The 25,460-nt window shown below is 72.7% G+C and carries 26 protein-coding genes and 1 pseudogene; 18 read left to right on the top strand and 9 right to left on the bottom strand.

Annotated elements, in window-relative coordinates; all coding sequences use genetic code 11:
• Entirely contained in the window at positions 1–1,551 is a 1,551-nt protein-coding gene (locus J2S63_RS19720; protein WP_310305957.1) for a UDP-N-acetylglucosamine 1-carboxyvinyltransferase, read from the bottom strand.
• A 55-nt stretch (positions 1,552–1,606) separates the two neighbouring features.
• On the opposite strand from J2S63_RS19720, the gene J2S63_RS19715 reads away from it, so the two are divergent.
• From J2S63_RS19715 to J2S63_RS19690, 6 genes are all read left to right on the top strand, one after another.
• Entirely contained in the window at positions 1,607–2,632 is a 1,026-nt protein-coding gene (locus J2S63_RS19715; protein ID WP_310305955.1) for a zinc-dependent alcohol dehydrogenase family protein, read from the top strand.
• The gene (locus tag J2S63_RS19710) at positions 2,629–4,350 is read left to right on the top strand and encodes an alkaline phosphatase D family protein (RefSeq protein ID WP_310305953.1); all 1,722 of its coding nucleotides are present in this window, start codon (positions 2,629–2,631) and stop codon (positions 4,348–4,350) included. The genes J2S63_RS19715 and J2S63_RS19710 overlap by 4 nt, the downstream gene beginning before the upstream one ends.
• Positions 4,347–4,925, top strand: coding sequence for a mismatch-specific DNA-glycosylase (locus tag J2S63_RS19705; protein WP_310305951.1), 579 nt, complete (start codon positions 4,347–4,349; stop codon positions 4,923–4,925). Before J2S63_RS19710 ends, J2S63_RS19705 begins: the two co-directional genes overlap by 4 nt.
• 302 nt (positions 4,926–5,227) lie before the next feature.
• Positions 5,228–5,566 carry an ArsR/SmtB family transcription factor gene (locus tag J2S63_RS19700; RefSeq protein ID WP_310305949.1) on the top strand — a complete coding sequence of 113 codons (339 nt, stop codon included), beginning with the start codon at positions 5,228–5,230 and terminating at the stop codon, positions 5,564–5,566.
• The gene (locus J2S63_RS19695) at positions 5,563–6,006 is read left to right on the top strand and encodes an SRPBCC family protein (RefSeq protein WP_310305947.1); all 444 of its coding nucleotides are present in this window, start codon (positions 5,563–5,565) and stop codon (positions 6,004–6,006) included. The genes J2S63_RS19700 and J2S63_RS19695 overlap by 4 nt, the downstream gene beginning before the upstream one ends.
• A complete protein-coding gene (locus J2S63_RS19690; RefSeq protein ID WP_310305945.1) occupies positions 6,003–6,554 on the top strand; it encodes a maleylpyruvate isomerase N-terminal domain-containing protein in 552 nt (183 codons plus the stop codon). The genes J2S63_RS19695 and J2S63_RS19690 overlap by 4 nt, the downstream gene beginning before the upstream one ends.
• A gap of 246 nt (positions 6,555–6,800) precedes the next feature.
• On the opposite strand, the gene J2S63_RS19685 is transcribed toward J2S63_RS19690, so the two are convergent.
• From J2S63_RS19685 to J2S63_RS19670, 4 genes and pseudogenes are all read right to left on the bottom strand, one after another.
• Positions 6,801–7,214, bottom strand: a complete 414-nt coding sequence (locus J2S63_RS19685) for a GNAT family N-acetyltransferase (RefSeq protein ID WP_310305943.1) — start codon at positions 7,212–7,214, stop codon at positions 6,801–6,803.
• 233 nt (positions 7,215–7,447) lie between these two features.
• A pseudogene (locus J2S63_RS19680) lies at positions 7,448–7,984 on the bottom strand (phosphotransferase); the annotation flags it as partial.
• Positions 7,981–8,718: a metallophosphoesterase gene (locus J2S63_RS19675; protein ID WP_310305940.1), complete on the bottom strand. Its 738-nt coding sequence runs from the start codon at positions 8,716–8,718 to the stop codon at positions 7,981–7,983. The pseudogene J2S63_RS19680 and the gene J2S63_RS19675, both read right to left, overlap by 4 nt.
• A 37-nt stretch (positions 8,719–8,755) precedes the next feature.
• Complete coding sequence (locus J2S63_RS19670; protein WP_310305938.1) at positions 8,756–9,991, bottom strand: MFS transporter; 1,236 nt, start codon at positions 9,989–9,991, stop codon at positions 8,756–8,758.
• A 57-nt stretch (positions 9,992–10,048) separates the two neighbouring features.
• Between J2S63_RS19670 and J2S63_RS19665 the strand changes: the two genes are divergently transcribed.
• Entirely contained in the window at positions 10,049–10,888 is an 840-nt protein-coding gene (locus J2S63_RS19665) for a PhzF family protein (RefSeq protein WP_310305936.1), read from the top strand.
• Here J2S63_RS19665 and J2S63_RS19660 read toward each other — a convergent pair.
• Positions 10,878–12,362, bottom strand: coding sequence for a flavin-containing monooxygenase (locus J2S63_RS19660; RefSeq protein WP_310305934.1), 1,485 nt, complete (start codon positions 12,360–12,362; stop codon positions 10,878–10,880). The genes J2S63_RS19665 and J2S63_RS19660 overlap by 11 nt on opposite strands.
• 93 nt (positions 12,363–12,455) lie before the next feature.
• On the opposite strand from J2S63_RS19660, the gene J2S63_RS19655 reads away from it, so the two are divergent.
• The 7 genes from J2S63_RS19655 (at position 12,456) to J2S63_RS19625 (ending at position 18,285) form a co-directional block, all read left to right on the top strand.
• On the top strand, positions 12,456–13,520 hold the full coding sequence (locus tag J2S63_RS19655; RefSeq protein WP_310305932.1) for an AraC family transcriptional regulator: 1,065 nt from the start codon (positions 12,456–12,458) through the stop codon (positions 13,518–13,520).
• A gap of 58 nt (positions 13,521–13,578) precedes the next feature.
• A complete protein-coding gene (locus J2S63_RS19650) occupies positions 13,579–15,096 on the top strand; it encodes an OFA family MFS transporter (RefSeq protein WP_310305930.1) in 1,518 nt (505 codons plus the stop codon).
• Between the two features lie 81 nt (positions 15,097–15,177).
• Positions 15,178–16,182, top strand: coding sequence for a DUF7064 domain-containing protein (locus tag J2S63_RS19645; RefSeq protein ID WP_310305928.1), 1,005 nt, complete (start codon positions 15,178–15,180; stop codon positions 16,180–16,182).
• Positions 16,179–16,736, top strand: coding sequence for a phosphotransferase (locus J2S63_RS19640; RefSeq protein ID WP_310305926.1), 558 nt, complete (start codon positions 16,179–16,181; stop codon positions 16,734–16,736). The genes J2S63_RS19645 and J2S63_RS19640 overlap by 4 nt, the downstream gene beginning before the upstream one ends.
• Complete coding sequence (locus J2S63_RS19635) at positions 16,699–17,076, top strand: phosphotransferase (protein WP_310305924.1); 378 nt, start codon at positions 16,699–16,701, stop codon at positions 17,074–17,076. Before J2S63_RS19640 ends, J2S63_RS19635 begins: the two co-directional genes overlap by 38 nt.
• 38 nt (positions 17,077–17,114) lie before the next feature.
• Complete coding sequence (locus J2S63_RS19630; protein ID WP_310305922.1) at positions 17,115–17,489, top strand: DUF6285 domain-containing protein; 375 nt, start codon at positions 17,115–17,117, stop codon at positions 17,487–17,489.
• Between the two features lie 10 nt (positions 17,490–17,499).
• Positions 17,500–18,285, top strand: coding sequence for an alpha/beta fold hydrolase (locus J2S63_RS19625; protein WP_310305920.1), 786 nt, complete (start codon positions 17,500–17,502; stop codon positions 18,283–18,285).
• A gap of 67 nt (positions 18,286–18,352) precedes the next feature.
• On the opposite strand, the gene J2S63_RS19620 is transcribed toward J2S63_RS19625, so the two are convergent.
• The 3 genes from J2S63_RS19620 to J2S63_RS19610 all read right to left on the bottom strand — a co-directional run bounded on the left by J2S63_RS19620 (position 18,353) and on the right by J2S63_RS19610 (position 20,387).
• Positions 18,353–18,532 (bottom strand): DUF5999 family protein, encoded by a 180-nt coding sequence (locus tag J2S63_RS19620; protein WP_310305918.1) that lies wholly within the window; start codon positions 18,530–18,532, stop codon positions 18,353–18,355.
• A 224-nt stretch (positions 18,533–18,756) separates the two neighbouring features.
• Positions 18,757–19,839 carry a hypothetical protein gene (locus J2S63_RS19615; protein WP_310305916.1) on the bottom strand — a complete coding sequence of 361 codons (1,083 nt, stop codon included), beginning with the start codon at positions 19,837–19,839 and terminating at the stop codon, positions 18,757–18,759.
• Positions 19,839–20,387: a SigE family RNA polymerase sigma factor gene (locus J2S63_RS19610; RefSeq protein WP_310305914.1), complete on the bottom strand. Its 549-nt coding sequence runs from the start codon at positions 20,385–20,387 to the stop codon at positions 19,839–19,841. The genes J2S63_RS19615 and J2S63_RS19610 overlap by 1 nt, the downstream gene beginning before the upstream one ends.
• Before the next feature lie 351 nt (positions 20,388–20,738).
• Between J2S63_RS19610 and J2S63_RS19605 the strand changes: the two genes are divergently transcribed.
• The 4 genes from J2S63_RS19605 (at position 20,739) to J2S63_RS19590 (ending at position 25,455) form a co-directional block, all read left to right on the top strand.
• On the top strand, positions 20,739–22,094 hold the full coding sequence (locus tag J2S63_RS19605; RefSeq protein ID WP_310305912.1) for an HNH endonuclease signature motif containing protein: 1,356 nt from the start codon (positions 20,739–20,741) through the stop codon (positions 22,092–22,094).
• A gap of 104 nt (positions 22,095–22,198) precedes the next feature.
• A complete protein-coding gene (locus J2S63_RS19600; protein ID WP_310305911.1) occupies positions 22,199–22,798 on the top strand; it encodes a hypothetical protein in 600 nt (199 codons plus the stop codon).
• 35 nt (positions 22,799–22,833) lie between these two features.
• Positions 22,834–23,073: a DUF3072 domain-containing protein gene (locus J2S63_RS19595; protein ID WP_310305909.1), complete on the top strand. Its 240-nt coding sequence runs from the start codon at positions 22,834–22,836 to the stop codon at positions 23,071–23,073.
• Positions 23,074–23,097: 24 nt separating this feature from the next.
• Positions 23,098–25,455 carry an ATP-binding cassette domain-containing protein gene (locus J2S63_RS19590; protein ID WP_310305907.1) on the top strand — a complete coding sequence of 786 codons (2,358 nt, stop codon included), beginning with the start codon at positions 23,098–23,100 and terminating at the stop codon, positions 25,453–25,455.
• Positions 25,456–25,460 lie beyond the last annotated feature (5 nt).

Genomic DNA, 25,460 nt, shown 5'->3' with positions numbered 1-25,460 from the left:
TCAGCTGTCGCGGAAGGTCTCGATCGAGGCGCCGAGGTCGTTGAGGCGGGCAGCGAGGTCCTCGTAGCCACGGTTGATCACGTAGACCGAGCGCAGCACCGAGGTGCCCTTGGAGGCCAGCATCGCCAGGAGGATCACCACCGCCGGCCGCAGCGCCGGAGGGCAGACGATCTCGGCCCCGGACCAGCGGGTCGGCCCCTCGATGCTCACCCGGTGGGGGTCGAGCAGCTGCACGCGCGCCCCGAGCCGGTTGAGCTCGGTGAGGTAGATCGCGCGGTTCTCGTAGACCCAGTCGTGCAGCAGCGTCTTGCCCTCGGCCATCGCGGCGATGACCGCGAAGAACGGCAGGTTGTCGATGTTGAGGCCCGGGAACGGCATCGGGTGGATCTTGTCGAGCGGGGCGTGCAGCGGCGAGACCTTGGTGGTGAGGTCGACCAGCCGGGTCTGGCCGTTGGCCGCGACGTACTCCTCGCTGCGGTCGTAGCGGAAGCCCATCTCCTCGAGCACGGCGAGCTCGATCTCGAGGAACTCGATCGGGACACGCTTGATCGTGATCTCGGACTCGGTGACGATCGCGGCCGCGAGCAGCGACATGGCCTCGATCGGGTCCTCCGAGGGGGCGTAGTCGACCTCGACGTCGATCTCGGGGCGGCCGTGGACGGTCAGCGTGGTGCTGCCGATGCCCTCGACGCGCACGCCGAGCCGCTCGAGGAAGAAGCAGAGGTCCTGGACCATGTAGTTGCTGCTGGCGTTGCGGATCACCGTCACGCCGTCGTGCAGGGCGGCCGCCATCAGGGCGTTCTCGGTGACGGTGTCGCCGCGCTCGGTCAGCACGATCGGGCGGCCCGGCTCGACCGAGGCGTCCACGATCGCGTGGTAGAAGCCCTCGGTCGCCTTGACCTCCAGGCCGAAACGCCGCAGTGCGGTCAGGTGCGGCTCGACCGTGCGGGTGCCCAGGTCGCAGCCACCGGCGTAGGGGAGCTGGAACTCCGCCGCACGGTGCAGCAGCGGGCCCAGGAACATGATCACCGACCGGGTGCGCCGGGCGGCCTCCTCGTCGATGCGGGACAGGTCGAGCTCGGCCGGGGGCACGATCTCCAGGTCGCCGTCGGCGTTGAGCCAGCGGGTCTCGACCCCCAGGCTCTGCAGCACCTCGAGCAGGCGGTTGACCTCCTCGATGCGGGCCACGCGGCGCAGCGTGGTGCGACCGCGGTTGAGCAGGGTCGCGCAGAGCAGCGCCACCCCGGCGTTCTTGGAGGTCTTGACCGCGATCTCGCCGGAGAGCGTGGTGGGGCCCTGGACGCGCAGGTGCGTCGGGCCGGCGGCACCGAGCGTGACCAGCTCGGAGTCGAGGGCCTCGCCGATGCGGGCGACCATCTCCAGGGTGATGTTCTGGTGGCCGCGCTCGATGCGGTTGACCGCGCTCTGGCTGGTCGCGAGGACCTCGGCGAGCTGGGCTTGGGTCCACCCGCGGTGCTTGCGGGCGTCGCGGATCATGCCGCCGATGCGGACCAGGTAGGCGTCAGGCACGGGTAGCACTATATGCCACATATGAGATAAACGCCTCCTGGCTCGCCGGGCCGCCGCCCGGGGCTACGTTGACGTCATGCGCGTCACCACCATCCACGGCACCCGCGACATCCGTCTCGAGGAGCGCCCCGCCCCCACCATCCAGCAGTCCACCGACGCCCTGGTCCGCACGGTCGCGGCGTGCGTCTGCGGCTCGGACCTGTGGCCCTACCGCGGCGAGAACGACATCACCGTGGGCAACCCGATCGGGCACGAGACCATCGGCGTCGTCGAGGAGGTCGGCTCGTCGGTCTCCCACGTCGCGCCCGGCGACTTCGTCGTCATCCCGTTCTGCCACTGCGACAACACCTGCCTGGTGTGCCTCAAGGGCATGCAGGCCGGCTGCCAGAACCTCGGCATGACCCAGGGCGGCCAGGGCGAGGTCGTGCGCGCCACCCAGGCCGACGGCAGCCTGGTGACGATCCCGGTCTCGCCGGAGGAGGCCGACCCCGGCACCATCGCCGCCCTCATGGCCCTGGCCGACGTGCTCCCCACCGGCTGGCACGCCGCGGTCTCGGCACGGGTCGAGCCGGGCTCGAGCGTCGTCGTCGTCGGCGACGGGGCGGTCGGGCTGTGCGGCGTCCTCGCCGCGCGCGAGCTCGGGGCGGAGCGCATCATCGCGATGTCGCGGCACGCCCCGCGCCAGGCGATCGCCCGGCTCTTCGGCGCCACCGACGTCGTCGAGGAGCGCGACCAGGAGGGCGTCGCCCGCGTCCTGGACCTCACCGACGGCATCGGCGCCGACGCCGTCCTCGAGTGCGTCGGCACGGACTCCTCGATGAAGCAGGCGCTGCGCTCCGCGCGACCCGGCGCGATGGTGGGGTACGTCGGCGTGCCGCACGGCGTCAACCTGCCGATCAACGCGATGTTCGGCCGCAACGTGGGCGTGTCGGGCGGCATGGCGCCGGTGCGCAAGTACCTCCCCGACCTGCTCGAGCGGACCCTGGCCGGGACCGTCGACGCCGGCCCGGTGTTCGACGCGACGATGCCGCTCGACGACGTCGCCGAGGCCTACCGCGCGATGGACGAGCGCCGCTCGATCAAGGTGCTGCTCCGCCCATGAGTGGGGCCCTGAGCACCCCGCTGCGCCTCGGTCCGCTGATGCGCCACGTCGACGAGACCTCCGCCGCCGTGTGGGTGGAGACCGAGTCGGCAGGCACGGTCACCGTCACCACGGCCGCCGGGTCGTGGTCCGCGCGCACCTTCCGCGTGCACGACCACCACTACGCGCTCGTGGAGTGCACCGGGCTCGAGCCCGGCACGATCACGCCCTACGCCCTCGACGTCGACGGGGAGCACGCGTGGCCGCCGGCCGACTACGACGGGCTCGACCTCCCCGAGCCGGTCATCACCACCGTCAAGCCGGGCAAGCCGCCGAGGATCGCCTTCGGCTCGTGCCGCACGAGCGTGCCGCACGACGCGAAGGGCAACGCCATCCACGGCGTGGACGCGCTGCGGGCCTACGCCCTGGCCATGGGCGGGGTGACCCTCGACCCCGACGAGCTGCCGTGGCCCGACCTCGTGCTCTTCCTCGGCGACCAGGTCTACGCCGACATCACCTCCGAGGCGATGCAGGAGTTCATCGAGACGCGGCGCTCGCTCGACGAGCCACCGGGGGAGGAGCTCAAGGACTACGAGGAGTACGCCCACCTCTACTGCCTGGCCTGGAGCGACCCGGTCAACCGGTGGCTGCTCTCCACGCTGCCCAGCTCGATGATCTTCGACGACCACGACATCCGCGACGACTGGAACACCTCCGACGTCTGGCGACGCCAGATGGCCGAGACCTCGTGGTGGCACGACCGCATCGTCGGCGGCCTCGCGTCGTACTGGGTCTACCAGCACCTGGGCAACCTCAGCCCGGCCGAGCGCGCCGAGGACGAGATCTACCGCCGGGTGCTCGAGCACGACGGCGACGTCGAGCTCGACCTGAGCGAGGTGCTCGATGACTTCGCCGACCGCGTCGACCGCGAGCCCGACACCTACCGCTGGTCGTTCACGCGCGACCTCAACGGCAGCCGGGTCGTCATGGTCGACTCGCGCGCCGCGCGCGTGCTCGAGCCCGGCCGGCGCAACATCCTCGACGAGGACGAGATGGCCTGGCTCGACGAGCAGATGCAGGGCGGCTTCGAGCACCTGCTGATCGGCACCTCGCTGCCCTTCCTGCTGCCCGAGTCGCTGCACCACCTCGAGGCCTTCGACGAGGCCGTCGCCGAGGGCGCGTGGGGTGGTCGCGCCGGACGCGCCGCCGAGGTGGTCCGGCAGGGCATCGACCTGGAGCACTGGGCGGCCTTCCAGCAGGGCTTCCAGCAGGTCGCGCACATGGCGGCCGAGGTCGCGGTCGGCCGTCGCGGCCCCGCGCCGCGCACGGTCACCTTCCTGTCCGGGGACGTGCACAACTCCTACGTCTCCCAGGTCCGCGACTGCCCGGGGCCCGGCACGATCGTCCAGGCGGTCTGCTCCCCGATCCGCAACCCGCTGCCCCGCGTCGTGCGCATGGGCGCCGCCGCGCTGTCCCACGGCATCGGTGCGCACCTGTGGCGCCGGGCCGCCCGCCGGGCCGGGGTCCAGGACCCGCCGTTCCGCTGGGACAAGGTCGAGGGTCCGTGGTTCGACAACAACCTGGCCACCCTCGAGGTCAAGCCCGAGGGGTTGGAGATGTGGTGGGCGCGCGGCGAGGTCCACGGCGGCCGGCACGACCGTCCCGAGCTGCACCGCGTCGTGACCGTGCTGGTCAAGCCCGACGGGTCGGTGGGCGCGCTGCCCGGCGACCCCCCGTGACCCGTCCGGACGCGGCCGCCCTCGAGGCCGCGGCCGACCAGGTGGTCGACGACGTGCTCCCCGCCGACGTGCGCCTGCTGTTCGTGGGGATCAACCCCGGGCTGTGGACAGCGGCGGTCAACGCCCACTTCGCGCGCCCCGGCAACCGGTTCTGGCCCGCGCTGCATCGAGCCGGTCTTACCGCGCGCCTGGTCGACGCCTCGTGCGGGATGGACGAGCGCGACCTGGCCGACCTCGAGGCGCGGGGGATCGGCATCACCAACCTGGCGGCGAGGGCGACCCGGCGTGCCGACCAGATCAGTGCCGAGGAGCTGCGCGAGGGCGGGCAGCGGCTGGAGCGGCTCGTGGCGCAGCGCCGTCCGCGGGTGGTCGCGGTGGCCGGGGTGACGGCCTACCGCACGGCCTTCGGCCGCCGACGGGCCACGGCCGGACGCCAGCCGGAGGACCTCGCCGGCGCCGAGCTGTGGGTGCTGCCCAACCCGAGCGGGCTCAATGCGCACGAGACGCTGGACTCGCTGGCGAGGGCGTACGCCGCGGCGGCTCGAGCCGCCGGGGTCACCCCTCGGGGTGAGTGAGCACGACACATTCGCCTGAACGGGGCATCTCACCTGGAACCGGGACGAACCAGCCTCTACGGTGACAGGGCGTGGCCGCCGGTCCCCGTCTCGCGACGGCGGATCCGGCGCCGACGAGGGCGCCGTTCGCAGAAATCCCCCCACCCGCGACGGCGTCCGGCAGGTCAGGTTCGCCGAGCCGTCCCCCCACGGCACCGGCCCCTGATGAGAGGTGGTCCGTGGGCCCGCGGGCCACCTCGTCGGCCTGCCCGCGTCCGGATGTTCCAGTTGACGCTTGATCAAGAGTCTGCTTGATTAATGGCATGGCGACGATGACCGAGGAGCACCTGGACTCCGTGTTCACCGCGCTGGGCGACCGCACCCGGCGCGACATCGTGCGACGGCTGGGGGCCGGGGAGGCGACCGTCAAGGAGCTCGCCGAGCCCTACCCGATGAGCCTGCAGGCCGTCTCCCAGCACATCCGCGTGCTCGAGCGTTGCGGCCTGGTCAGCCAGGGACGCCACCGGCAGACGCGCCCGTGCCGGCTCGAGCCCGAGGCGCTGGAGACCGCGCTGTCGTGGATCGAGGAGAGCCGGCGGACCTGGGCCGAGCGCATGGACCGCCTCGACGCCCACCTCGAGCGGCTGCAGGAGGACCGGTGAGCGAGAGCGTGAGCGAGCTGGTGCACCGGCGGGTGTTCCGCGCCCCCCGTGAGCTGGTGTGGCGCTGCCTGACCGAGCCCGCGGAGCTGGCGCAGTTCTGGGGGCCGGCCGGCATGTCGACCCCGCTCGACGGCATCGTCGTGGAGCTGCGGCCCGGCGGCCGCTTCGAGACGCTGATGGTGGGGGAGCACGGCAGCCACCGCATGGTCGCCACCTTCACCCAGGTCCAGGCGCCCTCGCTGCTGGTCTGGGTCGACCCGGCGTCGGGGGTCGAGACGACCAGCACGCTGGAGGACCTCGGCGACGGCACCACCGAGGTCGTCATCCACCAGCGGCACGTCCCCGAGTGGATGCGCACGCCCGAGGCGCAGGCCGGCTTCCTGTCCTCGCTGGACAAGCTCGACGCCCATCTGGCACGCCTGCAAGGAGAACCCGCATGACCGACCTCCAGTCCTGGGTGGCACCCACGTGCACCGGCCTCGCCGACCTGCTGTCCGGGTCGCCGGACCTGTGGGAGCAGCCGTCGCTGTGCGAGCTCTGGCAGGTCCGGCACGTGGTCGCGCACGTCACCATGCCGGCCCGCCTCACCCCGGAGCAGTACGGCGCCGAGATGGCCGCGGCCGGCGGCGACTTCACGGTGCTGTCCAACACGGTGGCGGAGCGCGACGGGGCCCTGCCCACCGCCGACCTGCTGGGCCGGCTGCGATCGCCCGACCTCCACGCGTGGCAGCCCCCGGGCGGCGGGGCGGGTGGCGCCCTCTCGCACGCGGTGATCCACTCGCTCGACGTCACGCTGGCCGTCGCGCTCGACCCGGTCGCGCCGCCGGAGGCCCTCGCCGCCGTGCTTGAGCTGCTCATCGCCTCGGGCGGCACGTGGTTCGGGGTCGACCCTGCCGGCGTACGCCCTGGGGACGACGCGGGCACGGCGGTCGCCCTGCTCGCGGGACGCACGCTGCCCGACGGCCGCTGCCTGTCGCGGGCCTCCTGAGGTGCGCCGCCTGGAGGCCTCGCTGGTCGCGAGCCCGGGCACGGTGCTCCTCGGACCTCCGCGAGCAGCCGTTCGCCGACTTCATCAGCTCGGTCGACAAGGTCGTGGTGTCCTCGGCCGGGCTGACCCCGTCGCCGTGGGCCGACGGCTGTTCGACGGCTTCCCGGACCTGCGACGGCTCACGCTGGTCAGCGCCATGCGGACCGAGTCGGGGGCGACGTGGATGGTGCTGCGCCGGGGGTGACCTCAGTCGTCGAGGACCAGGACGAGCTCCTCCTCGCCCTCCTCCTCGCGCCGGAACCCGCACTTCTCGAGCACCCGCACCGAGGCCACGTTGTGCACCGCGACGTGGGCCCGCACGGGCCGCACGCGGACCTCCTCCAGCACGAGGGCGACCGCCCGGGTGGCGACGCCGCGGCCCCACCACTCGCGCCCGATCCAGTAGCCGAGCATCTGCTGCCCGTCGTCGGGCCAGCTCCCGATGTTGCCGGCCACCCGTCCGTCCGCGACGACCGTGCGGGTCACCAGGCTCTCGTCGCTGCGGAGCCTGGCCCAGTGCGCCTCGAACCGCTCCCGGTCGCGCGAGGGGAAGCCCGCCATCGCGGCGGCCTCGGGGTCGGACTCGTGCGCGAAGAGGACGTCGAGGTCGGCGTCCTCCACGGGTCGCAGGCGCACGTCGGGGCCGGCCGCAGGGCACGGACCCAGTCGTCACGGTGCCGAGCGACGTACGCCGTCGTGTCGCGCCAGTGCCGGCCGTGCCCGTCGGCGTACATCGACGACCAGGGCTCGCGCCCCAACCCGTGCGAGGACCGCAGCAGCTCGTGCATCGCCCCGGCCCGTCGCACCATCGCATCGGGGAGCGCGGTCCGCAGGGCGGCGTCCGCGTCGTAGCCGTCGACGAGCGCGGCGAGCCGCTCGGCGGAGGCGGCCGGGTCGGCGCCGGGGAACAGGTGGGCGAACGAGATCGCGGCGTAGGCCAGGTCCCACAGGCGCGTGGACGGCCCGGCCCCGTCCCAGTCCACGAGGACGAGCCGGGAGCCGTCGACCAGGAGGTTCCACGTCGCGACGTCGTGGTGGCACAGCAGGTCGGGGTCGTCGGCGGGGAGGAGCACCTCCCAGTCGTCGGGCACCTCGAGGCCCTCGCTCGTGTCGTGCAGCGACCTGACCAGGGCCCCGACGGCGCGGACGGTGTCGAGGTCGAGCGGAGCGAGGTCGAGCGCGAGGGTGCCCGGGACGTGGTCGAGCACCAGGCAGCCGTCGTCACCCCGCCGGTGCTCGGGCACGTCGAGACCGCGCTCGCGGAGCCGCCGGGTGAAGGCCACCACGCGGTCCGAGGTGGGCAGCCACGGCTTGTGCACCTCGTCGCCGACGCGCACGACCTCGCCCGAGGCGTTGCCACCCGAGAGGGGCACGGCACCGTCGTGCCTCATGCCGGGAGGGCCCGCCAGTGGGTGACCAGCGAGCCGTCGTCGGCGTGGAGGTGCAGCGCGAGGCTCACCGGCGCGTCCATCCAGAGCACCGGCAGCGCCTCGGCGTCGTGAGTGACCGTCGAGACGCACCCGCCGCCGACCAGCAACGGCCGGCCGGCGAACGACGCGCTGCCCATCGTGTGGGCGTGACCGACCAGCGTCGCGACGACGTGCGGGTGCCGGGCGACCACCGTGGCGAGCGCCGGCCCGTTGTCGAGCTTGATCGGGTCCATCAGCCCGAGGCCCAGGTCGGCCGGCGGGTGGTGCAGCACCACGAACGTGGGGGAGTCGTCCTCGGTGAGCCGTTCCTCCAACCAGGCAAGGGATCCCTCGGCGAGGTGGCCCGGGTCGGTGCGCACCCCGTCGACCGCGTCGACCAGGCTGTCGAGCAGCACGAAGCGCCGCCCGGAGTGGGTCACCACGGTCTCGGTCGGGCCGAAGGCCTCGACGTACGCCGCCCGCACGTCGTGGTTGCCCGGGCAGACGGCCAGCACGCCGCTCCACGTGTCGAGCACGGCCCGCGCCTCGGCGTACTCCTCCGGCAGGCCGTGGTCGGTGACGTCACCCGAGACGACGAGCAGGCCGGGCACCGGCGACATGCCGTGCAGGTGGTCGAGCGCCAGGCGCACGCGTCGGGCGGCACCCGGGACCCCGAAGTGGGTGTCGCTCAGGTGGGCGACGACGAGACGGGCCATGGAGGCATCCTCCTGACGGTGGACGAGCCTGTCGAGGTCAGTCCGCCTCGGCGTGGGCGATGAGCATCAGCCGGCGCCACACCAGGACCAGCATCAGCGCGGACCCGACCGCTGCGAACCAGAACGGCGCGGTGATCCCGCCCAGGCGCGCGATCGGCCCCGCCAGCGCCTGGCCGATCACCAGGCCGCCCATCAGGCCCAGCATGTAGACGCTGGACACCCTGCCCTGGAACGCGGTCGGCACCGCGCGCTGGCGGACCGTGCGCGAGGTCGTGCCCCAGATGAAGGCGTGCGCACCGAAGACGAACATGATCGCCATCGCCACCACCGGCGAGGTGGTCAGCGCCAGACCGAGGTGGGTCAGCGTCTCGATGACGAGTCCGACGCGCATCACGACCCCGAGGTGGACGCGCCGCTCGATGAAGCCGTACGACGCGGTGCCCAGCAGCCCGCCGACGGCCGAGACCGTGGTGAGCAGGCCGAAGCCGATGTCGCCCAGCCCGAGCCGCTCCTGGGCGTAGAGCACGAGGACCGCCCACGAGCATCCCCAGGTGACGTTGAAGACCAGGATCGTCAGCGCGAGCGTCCGGACCGGCGGGTGGGCGAGCAGCCAGCGGAACCCCTCAGCCACGTCGCGGCGCACGTGGCTGGGCTGGCGCGCCGGCAGCTCCGGCAGCCGCAGGCGCGCGACCAGCAGGGCACCGAGCGCGACGGCGACGGCCTGCACGACGAACGGGTAGGCCGTGCCGGCCGCGAACAGGAACGCGCCGATCGGCGGCCCGGCCAGCTGGTTGAGCGTGAGGAAGCCGAACATCAGCCGGGCGTTGGCGATCCCGAGGTCGCGCCGCTCCACCAGCATCGGCAGCATCGCCGGCGCCGCCGTGTCGGCGAAGGTCTCGGTGACGCCGAGCAGGAACGAGGCCCCCAGCACCAGCCAGACCTGCACCGTGCCGGTCACGATGCTCAGCGTCAGGACCCCGAGCACCGCGGCCCGGGCGAGCTCGACGACCACGGTCATCACCCGGCGGTCGAGGCGGTCGGCCAGCACCCCGGCGTACAGGCCGACCACCAGCCACGGCAGCCGCTGCAGCAGGGCGGCGAGCGAGACCAGCAGCGGGTCGCGCGTGACCGACGCGACCAGCAGCGGAGCCGCGGACAGGGCGATCCCGTCACCGAGGTTGCTCACCCACGAGCTGCCGAGCAGCAGCCGGAAGTCGCGGCCCAGGCGGGGCGGGACGATCCGGTCGACGGCACGGGAGAGCGGGGAGGTCACGAGGTCGGGACGTTACTCCTCGATCGCGGCCAACCGGACCGGCGGGATACTCGGCCCATGCGCCCCTTCCGCCAGGTCGACGTCTTCTCCGCCGTGCCCGGTCTCGGCAACGCCCTCGCGGTGGTGCACGACGCGGACGGGCTCGACGACGAGGCGATGCAGGCCTTCGCCCGCTGGACCAACCTGTCGGAGACGACGTTCCTGCTGCCGCCGACGGACCCCGCGGCCGACTACGCGGTCCGCATCTTCACCACGAGCACCGAGCTGCCGTTCGCCGGGCACCCGACGCTGGGCACCGCCCACGCGTGGTTCGAGGCCGGGGGAGTGCCGGCCCGCGACGACGTCGTGGTGCAGGAGTGCGGCGTCGGGCTCGTGGAGGTACGCCGCGGCGAGCGGCTCGCGTTCGCCGCGCCGCCGCTGGTCCGGTCGGGCGAGGTCGACGACGTGACGCTGGAACGGGTCGTCGCCGCCTCCGGGATCCGCCGCGAGGACGTGGTCGGGGCGGCCTGGGTGGACAACGGCCCGGGCTGGGTGGCCCTCGAGCTGGTCTCGGCCCAGGCGGTGCTGGCCGCACGCGTCGACCAGTCACGGTCCGGCGGCCTCAAGTGGGGGCTCGTCGGGCGCTGGGCCGAGGCGCCCGCCCTCGGCAAGGACGTCGAGGTCCGCGCCTTCTTCGACGGCGGCGACGGCGCCTGGGAGGACCCGGTCACCGGCTCCCTCAACGCCGGCCTCGCCCAGTGGCTCATCGGCGCCGGACGCCTCCCCTCGTCGTACGTCGCGGGGCAGGGACACGCGCTCCACCGCGACGGCCGCGTGCACGTCGAGGCGGAGTCCGCCGACCGGATCTGGGTCGGCGGCGACGTCGTGACCGTGGTGACGGGCTCCGTCAGGCTGTGACCGGCGCCCGGGAGGGGAGGAGGTCGAAGTCGGCCGGGTCGAGGTGGGCGCAGCGCTCCTCGTACTCCGCGACCAGGCCGGGCCAGTTGGTGCTCACCCGGCCCGAGGAGTCCTCGTACCACGACCCGCAGCCGGTCCAGACGCTGTCGGCCAGCCGGGTCTGCATCTCGTCGTCGTAGGCCTTGCCGACCTCCTCGCGGAGGTCGAGCGCGGCGGCGCGGCCCGAGGTGAGCAGGTCGACGGCCTGGCCGACGTAGCCCGCCTGTGCCTCGAGCATCTGGATGATCGACGAGCCGCCCAGGTTGGTGTTGGGCCCGTAGACGCAGAAGAAGTTGGGGAAGCCGCTCACGGTCAGGCCGAGGTGGGCGAACGCCCCGTCCTTCCAGACCGTGTGCAGGTCGGCGTCGTCGCGGCCGGTGACCTCGATCGAGCGCAGGAACTCCGTCGCCGCGAAACCGGTGCCGTAGATGACCACGTCGGCGGGGTGCACGGTCCCGTCGCCGGCCAGGACGCCGTCCTCGGTCAGGCCCGTGACGGCGTGGGTGACCACGTCGACGTGCTCGCGGGCGAGGGCGGGGTACCACTCGTTGGAGAACAGCAGCCGCTTGCAGCCGATGGGGTAGTCGGGGCGCAGCTTGTCGCGCAGCGCCTTGTCCGGCACCTGGCGTCGCAGGGTCGCCCGCCAGATCTGCTCCTGGACCTTGGTCATCCAGTCGCCGCCCTGGATCAGCGACTCGTTGAACCGCTCCGACACGGCACGGGTGAGCCGGCGGCCGGCCTGCTGGGTGCGGGGGAGCCGGTTGAAGGCGCGGGTGTGCAGCGAGGTGTAGGCACGGTCCGGCTTCGGCACGACGTACGGCGCCGAGCGCTGGAAGACGGTCATCGAGCCGACGCGGTCCACGATCGCGGGCACGAACTGGATCGCGCTCGCGCCGGTGCCGATCACGGCGACGCGCTTGCCCGCCAGGTCGACGTCGTGGTCCCACAGCGCGGAGTGGAAGGCCGGCCCGGTGAACTCCTCGGCGCCGGGCAGTGCCGGGACCACGGGCTCGGAGAGCTGGCCCAGCGCCGGGACGAGTACCTCGGCCTCGAGCACCTCGCCGGCCTCGGTGCTGACCAGCCAGACCGCGCGGTCCTCGTCCCACGCCGCCGACACCACGCGTACGCCGGTGCGCACCAGCCCGCGCAGGCCCGCCCGGTCGGCGACACCACGGATGTAATCGAGGATGTCGGCCTGCTCGGAGTAGCGGCGGGGCCAGTCGGGGTTGGGCGCCCACGACCAGGAGTAGAGCGAGGAGGGGACGTCGCAGGCCGCCCCGGGGTAGTCGTTCTCGCGCCACACCCCGCCCACGTCGTCGGCCTTCTCCAGCACGGTGACGTCGGTGTGGCCGCGGCGGAGCAGCTCGGCGGCGACGCTGAGGCCGCCGAAGCCGGCGCCGATCACGATCACTCGGGGGCTCTGGTGCGAGGTCATGGGAGGAAACCTAGGGAACGCGGGGGCTCCGTGCGGAGTCTTCCGCGGACAGTCGATCCACAATTCCGGCCAACCCGCGGCAGACTGGGGCTCATGGTGCTGGAGCGCCCGGCGGCGCACGACTGGGCGTTCGCGCGCGGCGTCGCGGGCATCGCGGTCCTGCTCGAGGCCGGGGCCGCGGCGGGGGTCGGCTCGTCGACGCTGCTCGCGGGCACCGGGCTGCGCGTCGGGGAGCTCGCCGACCACGAGCGGCTGGTCACCGCCGAGCAGGAGCTGCGCGTGGTGCGCAACCTGCGGCGGGCGGCCCCTCGGGTCAGCGGGGTCTCGGTCGGGCGCGGCTACCACGTCAGCACGTTCGGGATCCTCGGCTTCGCGCTGCTGTCCAGCCCGACGTTGGTCGACGCGCTCAACGTGGCGCTGCGCTACCTCGACCTGAGCTTCACCTTCGCGATCCCGCAGCCCACGCTGGAGGACGGTCGCCTCGTGCTCGCCGTCGACGAGCACCGGCTGCCCACCGACGTGCGGGCCTTCCTGGTCGAGCGCGACCTGGCCGCGATCCACAGCGTGGCGGGGGAGCTGCTCGCGCGCCGGCTCCCGCTGCTCGGCCTCGACCTCGCCGCCGAGGGCCCCTCGTCGCCGACCACCGACGAGGCCGCGCGCGAGGTGTTCGGCCGCGTGCCGTCGTACGCCGCGGCGCGGAGCGCGCTCGTCCTCGACCCCGCCCACCTCGACCTGCCGCTGCCGCAGGCCAACCCGCAGTCGCGCGCGATGAGCGAGGCGCTGTGCGAGGACGTGGTGTCGCGCCGCCGGGCCCGCACCGGCGTCACCCAGCAGACCCGGGTGCTCATCACCCAGCACCTCGCCCGGGGCGCGCCGATGGAGGGGGTGGCGCGCGACCTGGGCCTGAGCGTGCGGACCCTGCGTCGGAGGCTGGCGGAGCAGGGCACGACCTACCAGGAGCTCCTCGACGAGGTGCGCGCCTCGTTGTCGACCGAGCTGCTCACCCGGGCTCGGCTCGGGGTCGAGGACACCGCCCTGCGGCTGGGCTACGCCGAGGCGTCGAGCTTCATCCACGCGTTCAGGCGGTGGCACGGGACGACCCCGGCGGCGTACGTCGCGGCGCGAGGCCCCGGTGGTCTCCAGGACCGATCTGGTTGAGACGTCACGGGATGGGTAAGTCGTGGCCCGGGTCACACGACATCTCGGGAGGTCCCCCATGTCCCTCGCCGTCCTGGAGCGCGAGCGCACCGTCGCCGGCGCCGGCTTCAACCGCTGGCTCATTCCCCCGGCCGCGCTCGCGGTCCACCTGTGCATCGGGCAGGCCTACGCCACCAGCGTCTACAAGTCCTCCCTGGTCAAGCACTTCGACTCCTCGCTCACCGCCGTCGGCTTCGTGTTCTCGCTGGCGATCGTGATGCTCGGGCTGAGCGCGGCGCTGTTCGGCACGTGGGTCGACACCGGCGGCCCGCGCCGCGCGATGGCCGCCGCCGCCGCGTGCTGGTCGGTGGGCTTCCTGGTCGGCGCCGCCGGCATCGCGACGGGGCAGCTGTGGCTGCTCTACCTCGGCTACGGCGTCATCGGCGGCATCGGTCTCGGCATCGGCTACATCTCGCCGGTCTCGACGCTGATCAAGTGGTTCCCCGACCGGCCCGGCCTCGCCACCGGCATGGCGATCATGGGCTTCGGGGGCGGCGCGATGATCGCGAGCCCGCTGGAGAGCAAGCTGCTGCGCGTCTTCGACGCCGACTTCGCCGGCCCGTCCGCCATCGCGAGCGGGTCGGCCGTGGCCAAGATGTTCGTGACCCTCGGCCTCGTCTACCTCGTCGTCATGCTCTTCGGCGCGTGGCTGGTCCGCGTCCCACCGGAGGGCTGGGCCCCCGAGGGCTTCGTGCCCGACCGCACCGAGACGAAGGACCTCGTCACCACGGCCAACGTCTCGGCGGCCAACGCGCTCCGGACCCCGGCGTTCTGGCTGCTGTGGGTGGCGCTGTTCTGCAACGTCACCGCCGGCATCGGCATCCTCGAGCAGGCCGCTCCGATGGTCGGCGACTTCTTCCGGGGCGCGAACGGCAACAGCACGGTCGACGCCGCGGCCGCAGCCGGCTTCGTCGGGGTCCTGTCGCTGTTCAACATGGCGGGGCGCTTCGTCTGGTCCACGTCCTCGGACTACCTCGGCCGCAAGAACAACTACACGCTCTACCTCGGCGCCGGGATCGCGCTCTACCTCCTGCTCGCCTTCGTCGGGTCGAGCAGCATCGTGCTGTTCGTGCTGTTCGCGGGGATCATCATCAGCTTCTACGGCGGCGGCTTCTCGACGGCCCCGGCCTACCTGCGCGACCTGTTCGGCACCTTCCAGGTCGGCGCGATCCACGGCCGGCTGCTGACCGCGTGGTCGGCCGCCGGGATCGCCGGTCCCCTCATCGTCAACGGGATCCTCGACTCGCAGGGCGAGGTCGGCAAGCTGACCGCTGCCGACTACCACCCCGCGCTGCTCACCATGGTCGCGGTGCTGGCCGTGGGCTTCGTGGCCAACCTGATGATCCGCCCGGTCGCCGAGAAGTTCCACGAGAGCGGCGACCACGCCGACACCGCGTCGAAGGAGACCCACGGCAAGGCGACGCGCGACCACACCGAGCACTCCGGCGCGCTGCTGCCGATCGCCTGGGGGATCGCCGGACTCGCGCTGGCCTACGGCGTCTACGAGACCGCGGTCAAGGCCTTCGACCTGCTCTGAACCTCGCCCCCTCCGGTCGAGCAGGGGGCGATCCGGGGCGAGGCGCTGGTCGAGTGACAACGCGTGTGGTCGACTGGTCCGGTGACCCCCGAGCTGCGCCTGAGCCCGTCCGACGAGCACTGCCACCCGATCGAGGAGGCCCCGACCTTCCAGGAGTCGATGTACGCCAACGTGCTCGATCCCGTTGCCAGGTTGGGCGTCTGGGTGCGGGTGGGCAACCGGCCGCACGAGGGGCACAGCGAGGTCTCGTGCTGCGTCTACCTGCCCGACGGGCGCGTGGCGTTCGGGTTCGGACGGCCGGCCTGCGACTCCAACGACGCCCTGGCCGCCGGGGGAGCGGCCTTCGAGGTGGTCGAGCCCTTCGAGCACCTCCGGATGACGTACGACGGCCCGCTGCTCCTGCTCGACGACCCGCTCGCGCTCGCCGACCCCGGCCGGGCGATGGAGACCAACCGTCTCGTGGAGGGACGGGTCGACCTCGACCTGCGCGGCCTGGTCACCCCCTTCGGTGGTGAGCCCGTGGACGGCGTGGAGGACAGCGTCCTCGCCGGGTTCGCCCGCGGCCACTACGAGCAGCACGTCCGCGGCACCGGCACCGTGACGGTCGACGGGACGTCGTACTCCCTGGACGCGCTGGGCCTGCGCGACCACTCGTGGGGACCGCGGCTGTGGCAGAACCTGTCGTGGTACCGCTTCCTCCCGCTGGTCTTCTCCGACGACCTCGCGATGAGCGCGGTGCTCATCGGCGACCACGACGGGGGCCTGCACGCGGGCGGCATGGTGCTGCGGACGACCCCGGAGGGGAGCCGCGGCTACGTGCCGATCGAGGACGTGCGCCTCACCAGCGAGTATGACGAGCGCGACTACCCGCGCCGGCAGCGGATCGAGGTGGACACCGCCGAGCGGACCTACGTGGTCGAGGGGGAGTCGATGTCGCTGGTGCCGCTGCGCAACCGGCGCGACGGCCGGACCACCCGCATCACCGAGGCGATGACCCGGTTCACCTGCGAGGGGCACGAGGGCGTCGGCATGGCGGAGTACCTCGACCAGCTCGTCGACGGCCGCCCCACCGGACGCGACTGGTGAGCGCGGCGGTCGCGGAGACCCTGCGTGCACAGGGGATCGAGGCCCTGTCGGCCACACCGGCCGGCGGTGGGGCGAGCGCCCGGATGTGGCACGTGATCCTGCCCGCCGGCGAGGCCGTGCTGCGCTGCCCGCGGGCCGAGTCCGGTGGCATGGCGATCGGCGCCGGGGCGGAGGCACGCGTGCTGCGGGCCGCGACCGCGGCCGGCGTCCCCGCACCCCGGGTGCTGGCCGAGGTGGCGGGCACGGGCGGCCTCGACGCGGGCTACCTCATGGAGCGGCTGGACGGCGAGGCCCTGCCGGGGCGGCTGTTGCGCGACGAGGCCTACGCGAGTGCCCGGTCGACCCTGGTCGACGAGGCGGCAGCGGCTCTCGCCCGGATCCACGCCGTGCAAGGGGATCCGGGCGTCCCCGTGCTCGGCGCGGCCGACCAGCTCGACCTGCTCGAAGGGGTGCACCGGTCGTTCGGCGTCCCGGTGCCGGCGTTCGAGCTGGCGCTGCGGTGGCTTGCGCGGCCACGTGCCGGCGGCGGTCGAGCCGGCCCTGGTCCACGGTGACTTCCGGCTGGGCAACCTGCTCGTGGCTCCCGACGGGCGCGTCGCGGTCCTCGACTGGGAGCTTGCCCACCTCGGTGACCCGGCCGAGGACCTGGGCTGGCTGTGCGCGCGGCCGTGGCGCTTCGGCGGTCCGGGGGAGGCGGCCGGCCTCGGGTCCCGGGACGAGCTGCTCTCGGCGTACGCCTCGGCCGGCGGGAGTGGGGTCGACCCCGAGCGCCTGCACTTCTGGGAGGTGCTCGCCTCGCTCAAGTGGGGCGTGATCTGCCAGGTGCAGGCCGCCCGGCACACCCCGGAGCATCCGTCGCTCGAGCACGCGGCGATCGGGCGGCGCGTCACCTAGAGCGAGCTCGACCTGCTGGTCCTGCTGGAGGAGGCGGCATGACGACCTCGACCGACCTCGTGGGCGCGGTCGCCGCGTGGCTGGAGCACGACCTGCTCCCGACGCTGGCCGGCCGGGACGCGTTCCAGACCAGGGTCGCAGCCCACGCGCTGCGCATCGTCGAGCGCGAGCTCGCCTCCCCGTCGTACGACGTCGACCGGGCCGCTCTCGCCGAGGCCGCTCGGGACGGCACGCTGACCCCCGACGACCACGAGGCGCTCGTGCGCGACGTGCTGGCGAGGATCGCCGTCAACAGCCCGGGCTACGCGACCCTCGACGAGGCGCGCGACCTCTGGCCCGACCACCTCCCACCGCCGTGGCCTCACCGATCACCCCCTCCCACCCGGCCGAACCCGCTGCCGCGCACGTCCTAGGGTGACCCCCGTGACCACGCCGACGATCCACGCGAAGGAGGTCGGCACGTCGGGTGCCCGCGTCGTGTGGCTGCACGGCCTGTTCGGCCAGGGGCGCAACTTCACGCAGATCGCCAAGGCGCTCACGCCCGACCTCCGCTCGGTGCTCGTGGACCTGCCCAACCACGGCAAGTCGGCCTGGACCGACGACCCGTCCTACGAAGCGGTCGCCGACTCGGTGGCCGACTGGCTCTCCACGGCGTACGACGGCCCGAGCCACCTGGTCGGCCACTCGATGGGCGGCAAGGTCGCGATGGTGCTCGCGCTGCGCCGCCCCGAGCTCGTCGACCGACTGGTCGTGGCGGACATCTCGCCGGCCGTGAGCGAGGGGGCGGGGGAGTTCGAGCACCTGCTGGACAGCCTCGCGCGGATCGACCTGGACTCGATCGAGCGGCGGGCCGAGGCCGACGCGCAGCTCGCGCAGTGGGTCCGAGACGAGCGCGTGCGCGGCTTCCTGCTGCAGAACCTGCGGACCACCAAGGACGGCTTCACCTGGCAGGCCAACCTCGCACTGCTACGGCGCGAGCTGGGGATCATCGGCGGGTTCCCCGACCTCGACGCGACCTTCGACCACCCGGTGCTGTGGGTCGCGGGGGAGCGGTCGGACTACGTGCGGCCCGAGCACGTCGAGGTGATGAAGCGGCTCTTCCCACGGACCACGTCGGTCACGATCAAGGGCGCCGGCCACTGGGTGCACTCGGAGAAGCCCGAGGCGTTCACCTCAGCGGTCCGGGCCTTCCTCCTCGCCCGCCGCTGAGCGACCTCCGGAACGACGACGCGCGCGGCCCCACCAGGGGTCCGCGCGCGGGGTCTGCTGTCGTGCGTCAGGCCGCCATCGAGAGGATCGGCTCGCTGTGGCCGTCGGGGGCCAGGTAGAAGCCGTCGTCGAAGACGATCACGCCGTTGCACAGCTTGGTCCAGCCCTGCTCGGAGTGGTCGCTCACCACGTGAGCAGTCCAGCAACGCTCGTCGGTGGCCTCAGGGCACCGTCCACATCCACACATCTCTGCCTCCCAGAATCCGGGCCCGACCTCCCAATCAGGCGTCCGTTGGTCCCAATGTTCCCCGACGAAGGTCCCGGTCAACCATGACGAGTCCTGACTGGTCTAATCCTGGCACGCAGGGGCCAGCCGCAGTCCGCGGGCGGCGCCCGGACGGGGTGGCACGGGCGGGTGGTCCGGCCTCCGCCGTCCGGCCCGGGTCCCGTGGCCCGATCGTCGGGTCCGGCTCACATGTCGTTGCCGATGAACAGCGGATCGCCGCCGGTCATCTGCAGGTCACCGATCGGCTCGCACACCCCGTCGGGCAGCGCGCAGTCGAAGAACCGCGCGGGGTCGCCGGTGGTCGCGGCGAGGATCGACCCGTCGGTGTCGACGGTGAAGAACTGCGCGTCCTTCGGCAGGTCGAGCGTGATCGCCTCGTCGTTGCCGATCGACTTCAGCACCGGGGACCAGGAGAGGACGTGCTTCCCGTCGAAGGTCAGCTGGGCGTCGATCGCCCCCGCGACGTAGGTCCAGCCGGGCAGGGTCACGGTCGGCCGCGGCCCGTCGTACAGCACCGTCCGGTGGCGTACGTCGGCCACGCGCGTCCGCGGGCCGGCGAACGGCTCGAGCCCCTTGGCCTCCTCCGACGTGTGGCGCCACACGAACGTGCCCCTGCTCGTGCGCACGAACACCACGCCTGAGTCGATCCCGTCGACCACCAGCCCGTCGCAGCCGGCCGAGCCGTCACACCTCACCGGCAGGGTGGTCCAGCGCTCGGCCAGCGGGTTGCGGACCACCAGCGTGACCGTGTCGCCGTCCCGCACCGCGAACGCCACGGCCGGCGAGGTGGCGTCGTTCTTCGCGGTCGGGTGCCAGCCCTCGGGGTCGTCGACCGGTCCGTCCCACAACGCCTTGGGGTGGCCGTCACCGCCGAGGAGGAAGGGCCGCCCGTCCTGGAAGAACACGAGTCCCGCCGAGGTCGCGGCCGCATCCGTGTCGAGCCACTGCATGTCCTTCGCCGGGAACGACCGGCCGCCCATGCGCACCTGGCCCCCCAGGTCGCCGTACGCCCGCAGGCCGTGGGACAGGTCCATCGGGCCGGTGGCGATCGGCGGCACGCTGACCCGGTCCTCCCCGCCGCCGCCCCGCAGCAGCGCCGCAGTGCTGCCGAGGGCGCCGACGACGACGACGACCAGGACGCCGGCCGCGACCTGCGCGGTGCGGCGGGCCCGTCGCAGGTTGCGGCCCCGTCGGACGACGCGATCGAGGTCCGGGGGAGGGGGAGTGAGGTCGTGCAGGTGCTCGGTGAGCCCGTCGGTGAGGTTCATCAGAGGCCTCCGCTGGTCGAGAGGGCGCGCAGCCGCGCGAGGGCGTCGGACGCCTGGGACTTGACGGTGCCGCGGCTGCAGCCCAGCACCTCGGCGATCTCCGCCTCGGTGAGGTCCTCGTAGTAGCGCAGCACCACGACGGCCCGCTGCCGGGGCGGAAGGGCGGAGACGGCCCGCCACACCGCGTCACGGTCGGCGAGGGACGGCTCGGGGGAGGGCGAGGGGTCGGGCTCCGCGTCGACGTACCTCTCGCGCCGGAAGGCCGGCCGACGCCGCGCGCCGAGCACCTCGTTGACCGCCATGCGGCGCACGTAGGCCTCGGGGTGGTCGGCCGACCGCACGCGGCGCCAGGACGCATAGGCCTTGGCGTACGCCGCCTGCAACGCGTCCTCGGCGCTCGCGACGTCACCGGCCACGGCGTACGTCGTGCGGAACAGGCGCGGCCACGTGGCGTGGAAGAACGTCTCGAACCCCTCCGCGCCGCCGCCGTCCGGACCGGTCCGCGCCACGGCCACCCCCGTCCCCGAGCTCGTCAGTGCGGTCTCCACGCACAGTAGATGCGCGGGGGTCCCTGGCCGGTTGGGTGGCGCCGGAACGCGGCTCACAGGTCCCCACCTTGTTCGAACTGGTGTTTGCTTATTTGCGTGGCGGTGGTAGGATGCTCGCAGAGCTCTCGACACGATGAGAACGGCGAACGACCCAGGGTCCCCCGTGACCTGCCGACCCTCGCGGGGTGCTGAGCTCGAGCCGTGATGGTCCGCAATGGTGATCTTGCCCCGGTGAGGGGCCCCGGATCGGCGACCGGCAGATGCGCACGTCCGTGCCTCTGCTTCGTCGTCGACTCGAAGGGGGCTCTCGTGACTCAGTCGTTGCCCGTTCCGCCCCCGTCTGCTGTGCCGGTGCATCCGGTGCTCGTGGCGCTGGAGGCGATCGAGGGCGCGCTGGGGTCGGTGGCGCAGGTCAACCCCTCGTTCATGCGCACCGAGACCAAGGCGGAGGCCCTGACCCGGCTGGCGCGGGCCGAGGCGCAGGTGGTCGAGCTGCGGATGCGGGTCATGGCCGATGCCGACGACGTGGCCGCAGAGGCGGCCGCCCGTGACATCGGCGGCTGGTACGCCCAGCAGACCCGCACCGACCCCGCGACCGCGAAGGTCGACGCTGCCCTGGCGGTCGACCTCGACCGGCGGTGGACCGTCGTGGCGGCGGGGATGCGGACCGGGGAGGTGTCCCTGGCCCAGGCCCGGGTGATCGCCCGCTCGCTGCACGCGCTGGCCAGGTGGGTCGACCCGGAGGTGTTGGTCGAGGCCGAGACCGCCCTGGTCGAGCTGGCCGCCGAGCACGGACCTCGTCAGCTCGCCGCGCTGGGTGGGCGGATCCTGGCCGTGGTCGCCCCCGACCTGGCCGACGAGGTCGAGGCCCGCCGCCTGGCCCAGGAGGAAGCCTCGGTCGAGGACAAGATCACCGCCACGCTGCGCCACCACGCGGACGGCTCGATCCGCCTCAACGCAACCATGGACAAGATCACCGGCACCCGCTTCGCAGTCATCCTCGAGGCCTTCACCAACCCCCGCAAGACGCGCACGGACGACGAGTCCGCCGAGCCCGAGGCCGGCACCGACCCGGCCGACCCGGCCGACGGGGTCGATCCCGGGGCGGGTGACGACGGGTCGCTGGCCTCCCACCCCGACCCCGTCCAACGACTCCCGCGCGGGCGGCAGCTCGGTCACGCCCTCCGCGCGTTCCTGGAGCGCGTGGACCCCCAGGACCTGCCCCGACACGGCGGGGACCAGACCCTGCTGCAGATCACCCTCGGCTACCGAGAGCTCTGCACCGAGCTGGCCGCCGGCACCATCCTGACCACCGCCGCGATCCCCGGGCCCCCTGGCCCGACCGGCACCGTGGACCGGGTCACCGCCGGTGAGGTCCGGCGCCTGGCCTGCAACGCCCGCATCCTGCCCGTCGTGCTCGGCGGGAAGTCCGAGATCCTCGACCTCGGCCGCGACCGACGGCTGTTCTCCGCCGCCCAACGCCGCGCCATGCTGCTGCGCGACCGCACCTGCCGCGCCGAGGGCTGCACCATCCCCGGCACCTGGGCAGAGGCCCACCACTGGATCCCCTGGGGCAAGCTCGGCGACTCCGACATCGACGACGGCGTCCTGCTCTGCAGCTTCCACCACCACCGCATCCACCACGACCACACCTGGACCAGCCAACGCCTCCCCAACGGCGACATCCGCTTCCACCGCCGCAGATAGGCCGCGTCCGTACGGCGTCAGCTGGTCGCGATCCTGACCTCGAGGCCCAGGTTCACCAACCGAACCGCGCATAACTGGGGACGGTGAAGGATCGTTGCGCGACCGTGAGCGAGACCTTGGCGGCCGACGCGTCCGCGCAGTCCCCACGCGACGGCGCACCACGGGCGAGGCGCGCCGCTCTCGCCCTGACGACGGCGACCGCGCTCGTGGCCGCCTTCTGGTGGTGGTCGCACCCACGAGTGTTCGACGACCACAACGGCGGTGCGGCCATGCACTCGCAGCCGGTGGCGCGGGCCGCGACCTCCATGGCCGTGACGTTGCCGCAGACCGGCGACGGTGACACCGCCTCGCTCACGCTCCACGGTGCCGAGGCGCACTTCGCGATCGACACAGCGGCAGCGACGACATCGTTCTCCGTGTGCCACCTGAGCAAGGGTGAGGATCCGGTGATGGCGATCCGCGACATCGGCGACCACTGCCGGGACCTCGAGCCGCTGCGCGACGGCATGGACTTCCGGCTCGAGCAGTGGCGGGCGGAGGAGCACGGCGCTCGCGGTGACTACCTCGTCCTGACCGTCACTCCGACTCGGCCCGGCAAGGTCAAGGTCGACCGGGTGGACGTCACCTATGCCCTCGGCGCGGACCACCTGTGGCGCCGCGGCACCGAACGGCTCGGGATGGACGTGACGCTGACGGCCGAGTGAGGTTTCGACGCCGGCACGGGTGGTACTCCTCCACCATGACCGCATCGAACACACATTCGAACGACATCCTCGGCGGCCCCGCCCCCACCACGACCGAGAAGGACCCGGGGGAGTGGGTCACCGGGGACGAGCCGATGACCGGGGCCCAGCGCAGCTACCTCGACACGCTCGCCCGCCAGGCCGGCGAGGAGCTCTCGGCCGACCTCACCAAGGCCGAGGCCTCGGAGCACATCGAGCGGCTCCAGTCGGCGACCGGCCGTGGGCAGGACGACTGACGGCGGGTTGGGCAGGATGGCCTCATGAGCCGCACCCATCCTGCCGACTCGCATGACCTGATCCGCGTCGTCGGAGCCCGGGAGAACAACCTCCAGGGCGTGTCGGTCGACCTGCCGAAGCGGCGTCTCACGGTTTTCACCGGGGTCTCCGGCTCGGGCAAGAGCTCGCTGGTGTTCGCCACGATCGCCGCTGAGTCGCAGCGACTGATCAACGAGACCTACCCGTCCTTCGTGCAGGGCTTCATGCCGACGCTGCCCCGTCCCGACGTCGACCGGCTCGAAGGCCTGACGACGGCGATCATCGTCGACCAGGAGCGCATGGGCGCCAACCCGCGCTCGACGGTCGGCACTGCGACCGATGCCAATGCCATGCTGCGGATCCTGTTCAGTCGCGTCGGCGACCCGTGGGTCGGCCCGCCGACGGCGTACTCCTTCAACGTCCCGACTCGCAAGGCCAGCGGCATGATGACGACGGAGAAGGGCGGCCGGACCGAGCGCAGGGTCGTGCGCCAGGAGGTCTACCTCGGCGGCATGTGCCCCCGTTGCGAGGGCATGGGGCGGGTCAACGACATCGACCTCACCGCGCTGTACGACGACCAGAAGTCGCTGTCCGAAGGTGCCCTGACGGTGCCGGGCTACTCGATGGACGGGTGGTACGGCCGACTCTTCGCCGGCATGGGCCTGCCGATGGACAAGCCGATCGGCTCGTTCAGCAAGAAGCAGCTCGAGACGATGCTCTGGGCGGAGCCGACCAAGATCAAGGTCGAGGGGGTCAACCTGACCTTCGAGGGCGTGATCCCTCGGATCCAGAAGTCGATGCTCTCCAAGGACCCCGAGGCGATGCAGCCGCACGTGCGCCGCTTCGTGGAGCGGGCCGTGACGTTCCAGACGTGTCCCGACTGCGACGGCACGCGCCTGACGAAGGAAGCCCGGAGCTCGAAGGTCGCCGGGAAGTCGATCGCGGACCTCTGCGCGATGCAGATCAGCGACCTGGCGGAGTGGGTGCGCGAGCTCGACGAGTCGTCGGTGGCGCCGCTGCTCCAGGGGCTGCAGCACCTGCTCGACTCGTTCTCCGAGATCGGGCTCGGCTACCTCTCGCTGGACCGTCCGGCCGGCACGCTGTCGGGCGGCGAGGCGCAGCGCACCAAGATGATCCGCCACCTCGGCTCGTCGCTGACCGACGTCACCTACGTCTTCGACGAGCCCACGATCGGCCTGCACCCGCACGACATCGAGCGGATGAACAACCTGCTGCTCCAGCTGCGCGACAAGGGCAACACCGTCCTCGTCGTCGAGCACAAGCCCGAGACCATCGCGATCGCCGACCACGCCGTCGACCTCGGACCCGGGGCCGGCTCGGGCGGCGGCACCATCTGCTTCGAGGGCACGGTCGACGAGCTGCGTCGCAGCGAGACGACCACCGGTCGCCACCTCGACGACAAGGCCGCCCTCAAGTCCGAGGTCCGCACGGCCAGCGGCGCCCTGGAGATCAGGGGCGCGTCCACCCACAACCTGCAGGACATCGACGTCGACGTCCCGCTGGGCGTGCTGACCGTGGTCACCGGGGTCGCGGGGTCGGGCAAGAGCTCGCTGATCCACGGCTCGCTCGCCTCGCGCGACGAGGTGGTGGTGATCGACCAGGGCGCGATCAAGGGCTCACGCCGGAGCAACCCGGCGACGTACACCGGGCTGCTCGAGCCGATCCGCAAGGCGTTCGCCAAGGCCAACGGGGTCAAGCCCGCGCTGTTCAGCGCCAACTCCGAGGGCGGGTGCCCCACCTGCAACGGCGCCGGGGTGATCCTCACCGAGCTCGGCCCGATGGCGACCGTGGAGTCGCCGTGCGAGGAGTGCGAGGGCCGGCGGTTCAGGGCCGAGGTGCTCGAGCACACCCTCGGCGGCAAGGACATCGCCGAGGTGCACGAGATGTCGGTCGTCGACGCGCGCGCGCACTTCGCCGGCGGGCAGTCCGACGTCTCCGCGGCGGTGAAGATCCTCGACCGGCTCGTCGACGTGGGACTGGGCTACCTCTCGCTCGGCCAGCCGTTGACGACCCTGTCGGGCGGCGAGCGCCAGCGACTCAAGCTGGCCGCGCAGATGGGGGAGAAGGGCGACGTCCTCGTCCTCGACGAGCCGACCACCGGTCTCCACCTCGCCGACGTGGCCAACCTGCTCGCCCTGCTCGACCGGCTGGTCGATGCGGGCAGGACGGTCATCGTCATCGAGCACCACCAGGCCGTGATGGCCCACGCCGACTGGATCATCGACCTCGGTCCGGGCGCCGGTCACGACGGCGGTCGCGTGGTCTTCGAGGGCACGCCGGCCGACCTGGTCGCCGACGCCTCGACGCTCACCGGTCGCCACCTGAAGACCTACCTGGGCTGATGCGA

Source organism: Nocardioides marmoribigeumensis (genome assembly GCF_031458325.1).
Taxonomy (GTDB): Bacteria; Actinomycetota; Actinomycetes; order Propionibacteriales; family Nocardioidaceae; genus Marmoricola_A; species Marmoricola_A marmoribigeumensis.
Note: the sequence above shows the minus strand (reverse complement) of the source record. Positions and strands in the feature narration are given on the sequence as shown.

Coding starts and splice junctions, on each gene's coding strand:
- J2S63_RS19665 (WP_310305936.1), top strand. CDS start 10,049: ATGCGCCCCTTCCGCCAGGTCGACGTCTTCTCCGCCGTGCCCGGTCTC.
- J2S63_RS19630 (WP_310305922.1), top strand. CDS start 17,115: ATGACGACCTCGACCGACCTCGTGGGCGCGGTCGCCGCGTGGCTGGAG.
- J2S63_RS19660 (WP_310305934.1), bottom strand. CDS start 12,362: ATGACCTCGCACCAGAGCCCCCGAGTGATCGTGATCGGCGCCGGCTTC.
- J2S63_RS19615 (WP_310305916.1), bottom strand. CDS start 19,839: ATGAACCTCACCGACGGGCTCACCGAGCACCTGCACGACCTCACTCCC.
- J2S63_RS19655 (WP_310305932.1), top strand. CDS start 12,456: ATGGTGCTGGAGCGCCCGGCGGCGCACGACTGGGCGTTCGCGCGCGGC.
- J2S63_RS19700 (WP_310305949.1), top strand. CDS start 5,228: ATGGCGACGATGACCGAGGAGCACCTGGACTCCGTGTTCACCGCGCTG.
- J2S63_RS19690 (WP_310305945.1), top strand. CDS start 6,003: ATGACCGACCTCCAGTCCTGGGTGGCACCCACGTGCACCGGCCTCGCC.
- J2S63_RS19675 (WP_310305940.1), bottom strand. CDS start 8,718: ATGGCCCGTCTCGTCGTCGCCCACCTGAGCGACACCCACTTCGGGGTC.
- J2S63_RS19710 (WP_310305953.1), top strand. CDS start 2,629: ATGAGTGGGGCCCTGAGCACCCCGCTGCGCCTCGGTCCGCTGATGCGC.
- J2S63_RS19720 (WP_310305957.1), bottom strand. CDS start 1,551: ATGTGGCATATAGTGCTACCCGTGCCTGACGCCTACCTGGTCCGCATC.
- J2S63_RS19620 (WP_310305918.1), bottom strand. CDS start 18,532: ATGTGTGGATGTGGACGGTGCCCTGAGGCCACCGACGAGCGTTGCTGG.
- J2S63_RS19715 (WP_310305955.1), top strand. CDS start 1,607: ATGCGCGTCACCACCATCCACGGCACCCGCGACATCCGTCTCGAGGAG.
- J2S63_RS19590 (WP_310305907.1), top strand. CDS start 23,098: ATGAGCCGCACCCATCCTGCCGACTCGCATGACCTGATCCGCGTCGTC.
- J2S63_RS19650 (WP_310305930.1), top strand. CDS start 13,579: ATGTCCCTCGCCGTCCTGGAGCGCGAGCGCACCGTCGCCGGCGCCGGC.
- J2S63_RS19595 (WP_310305909.1), top strand. CDS start 22,834: ATGACCGCATCGAACACACATTCGAACGACATCCTCGGCGGCCCCGCC.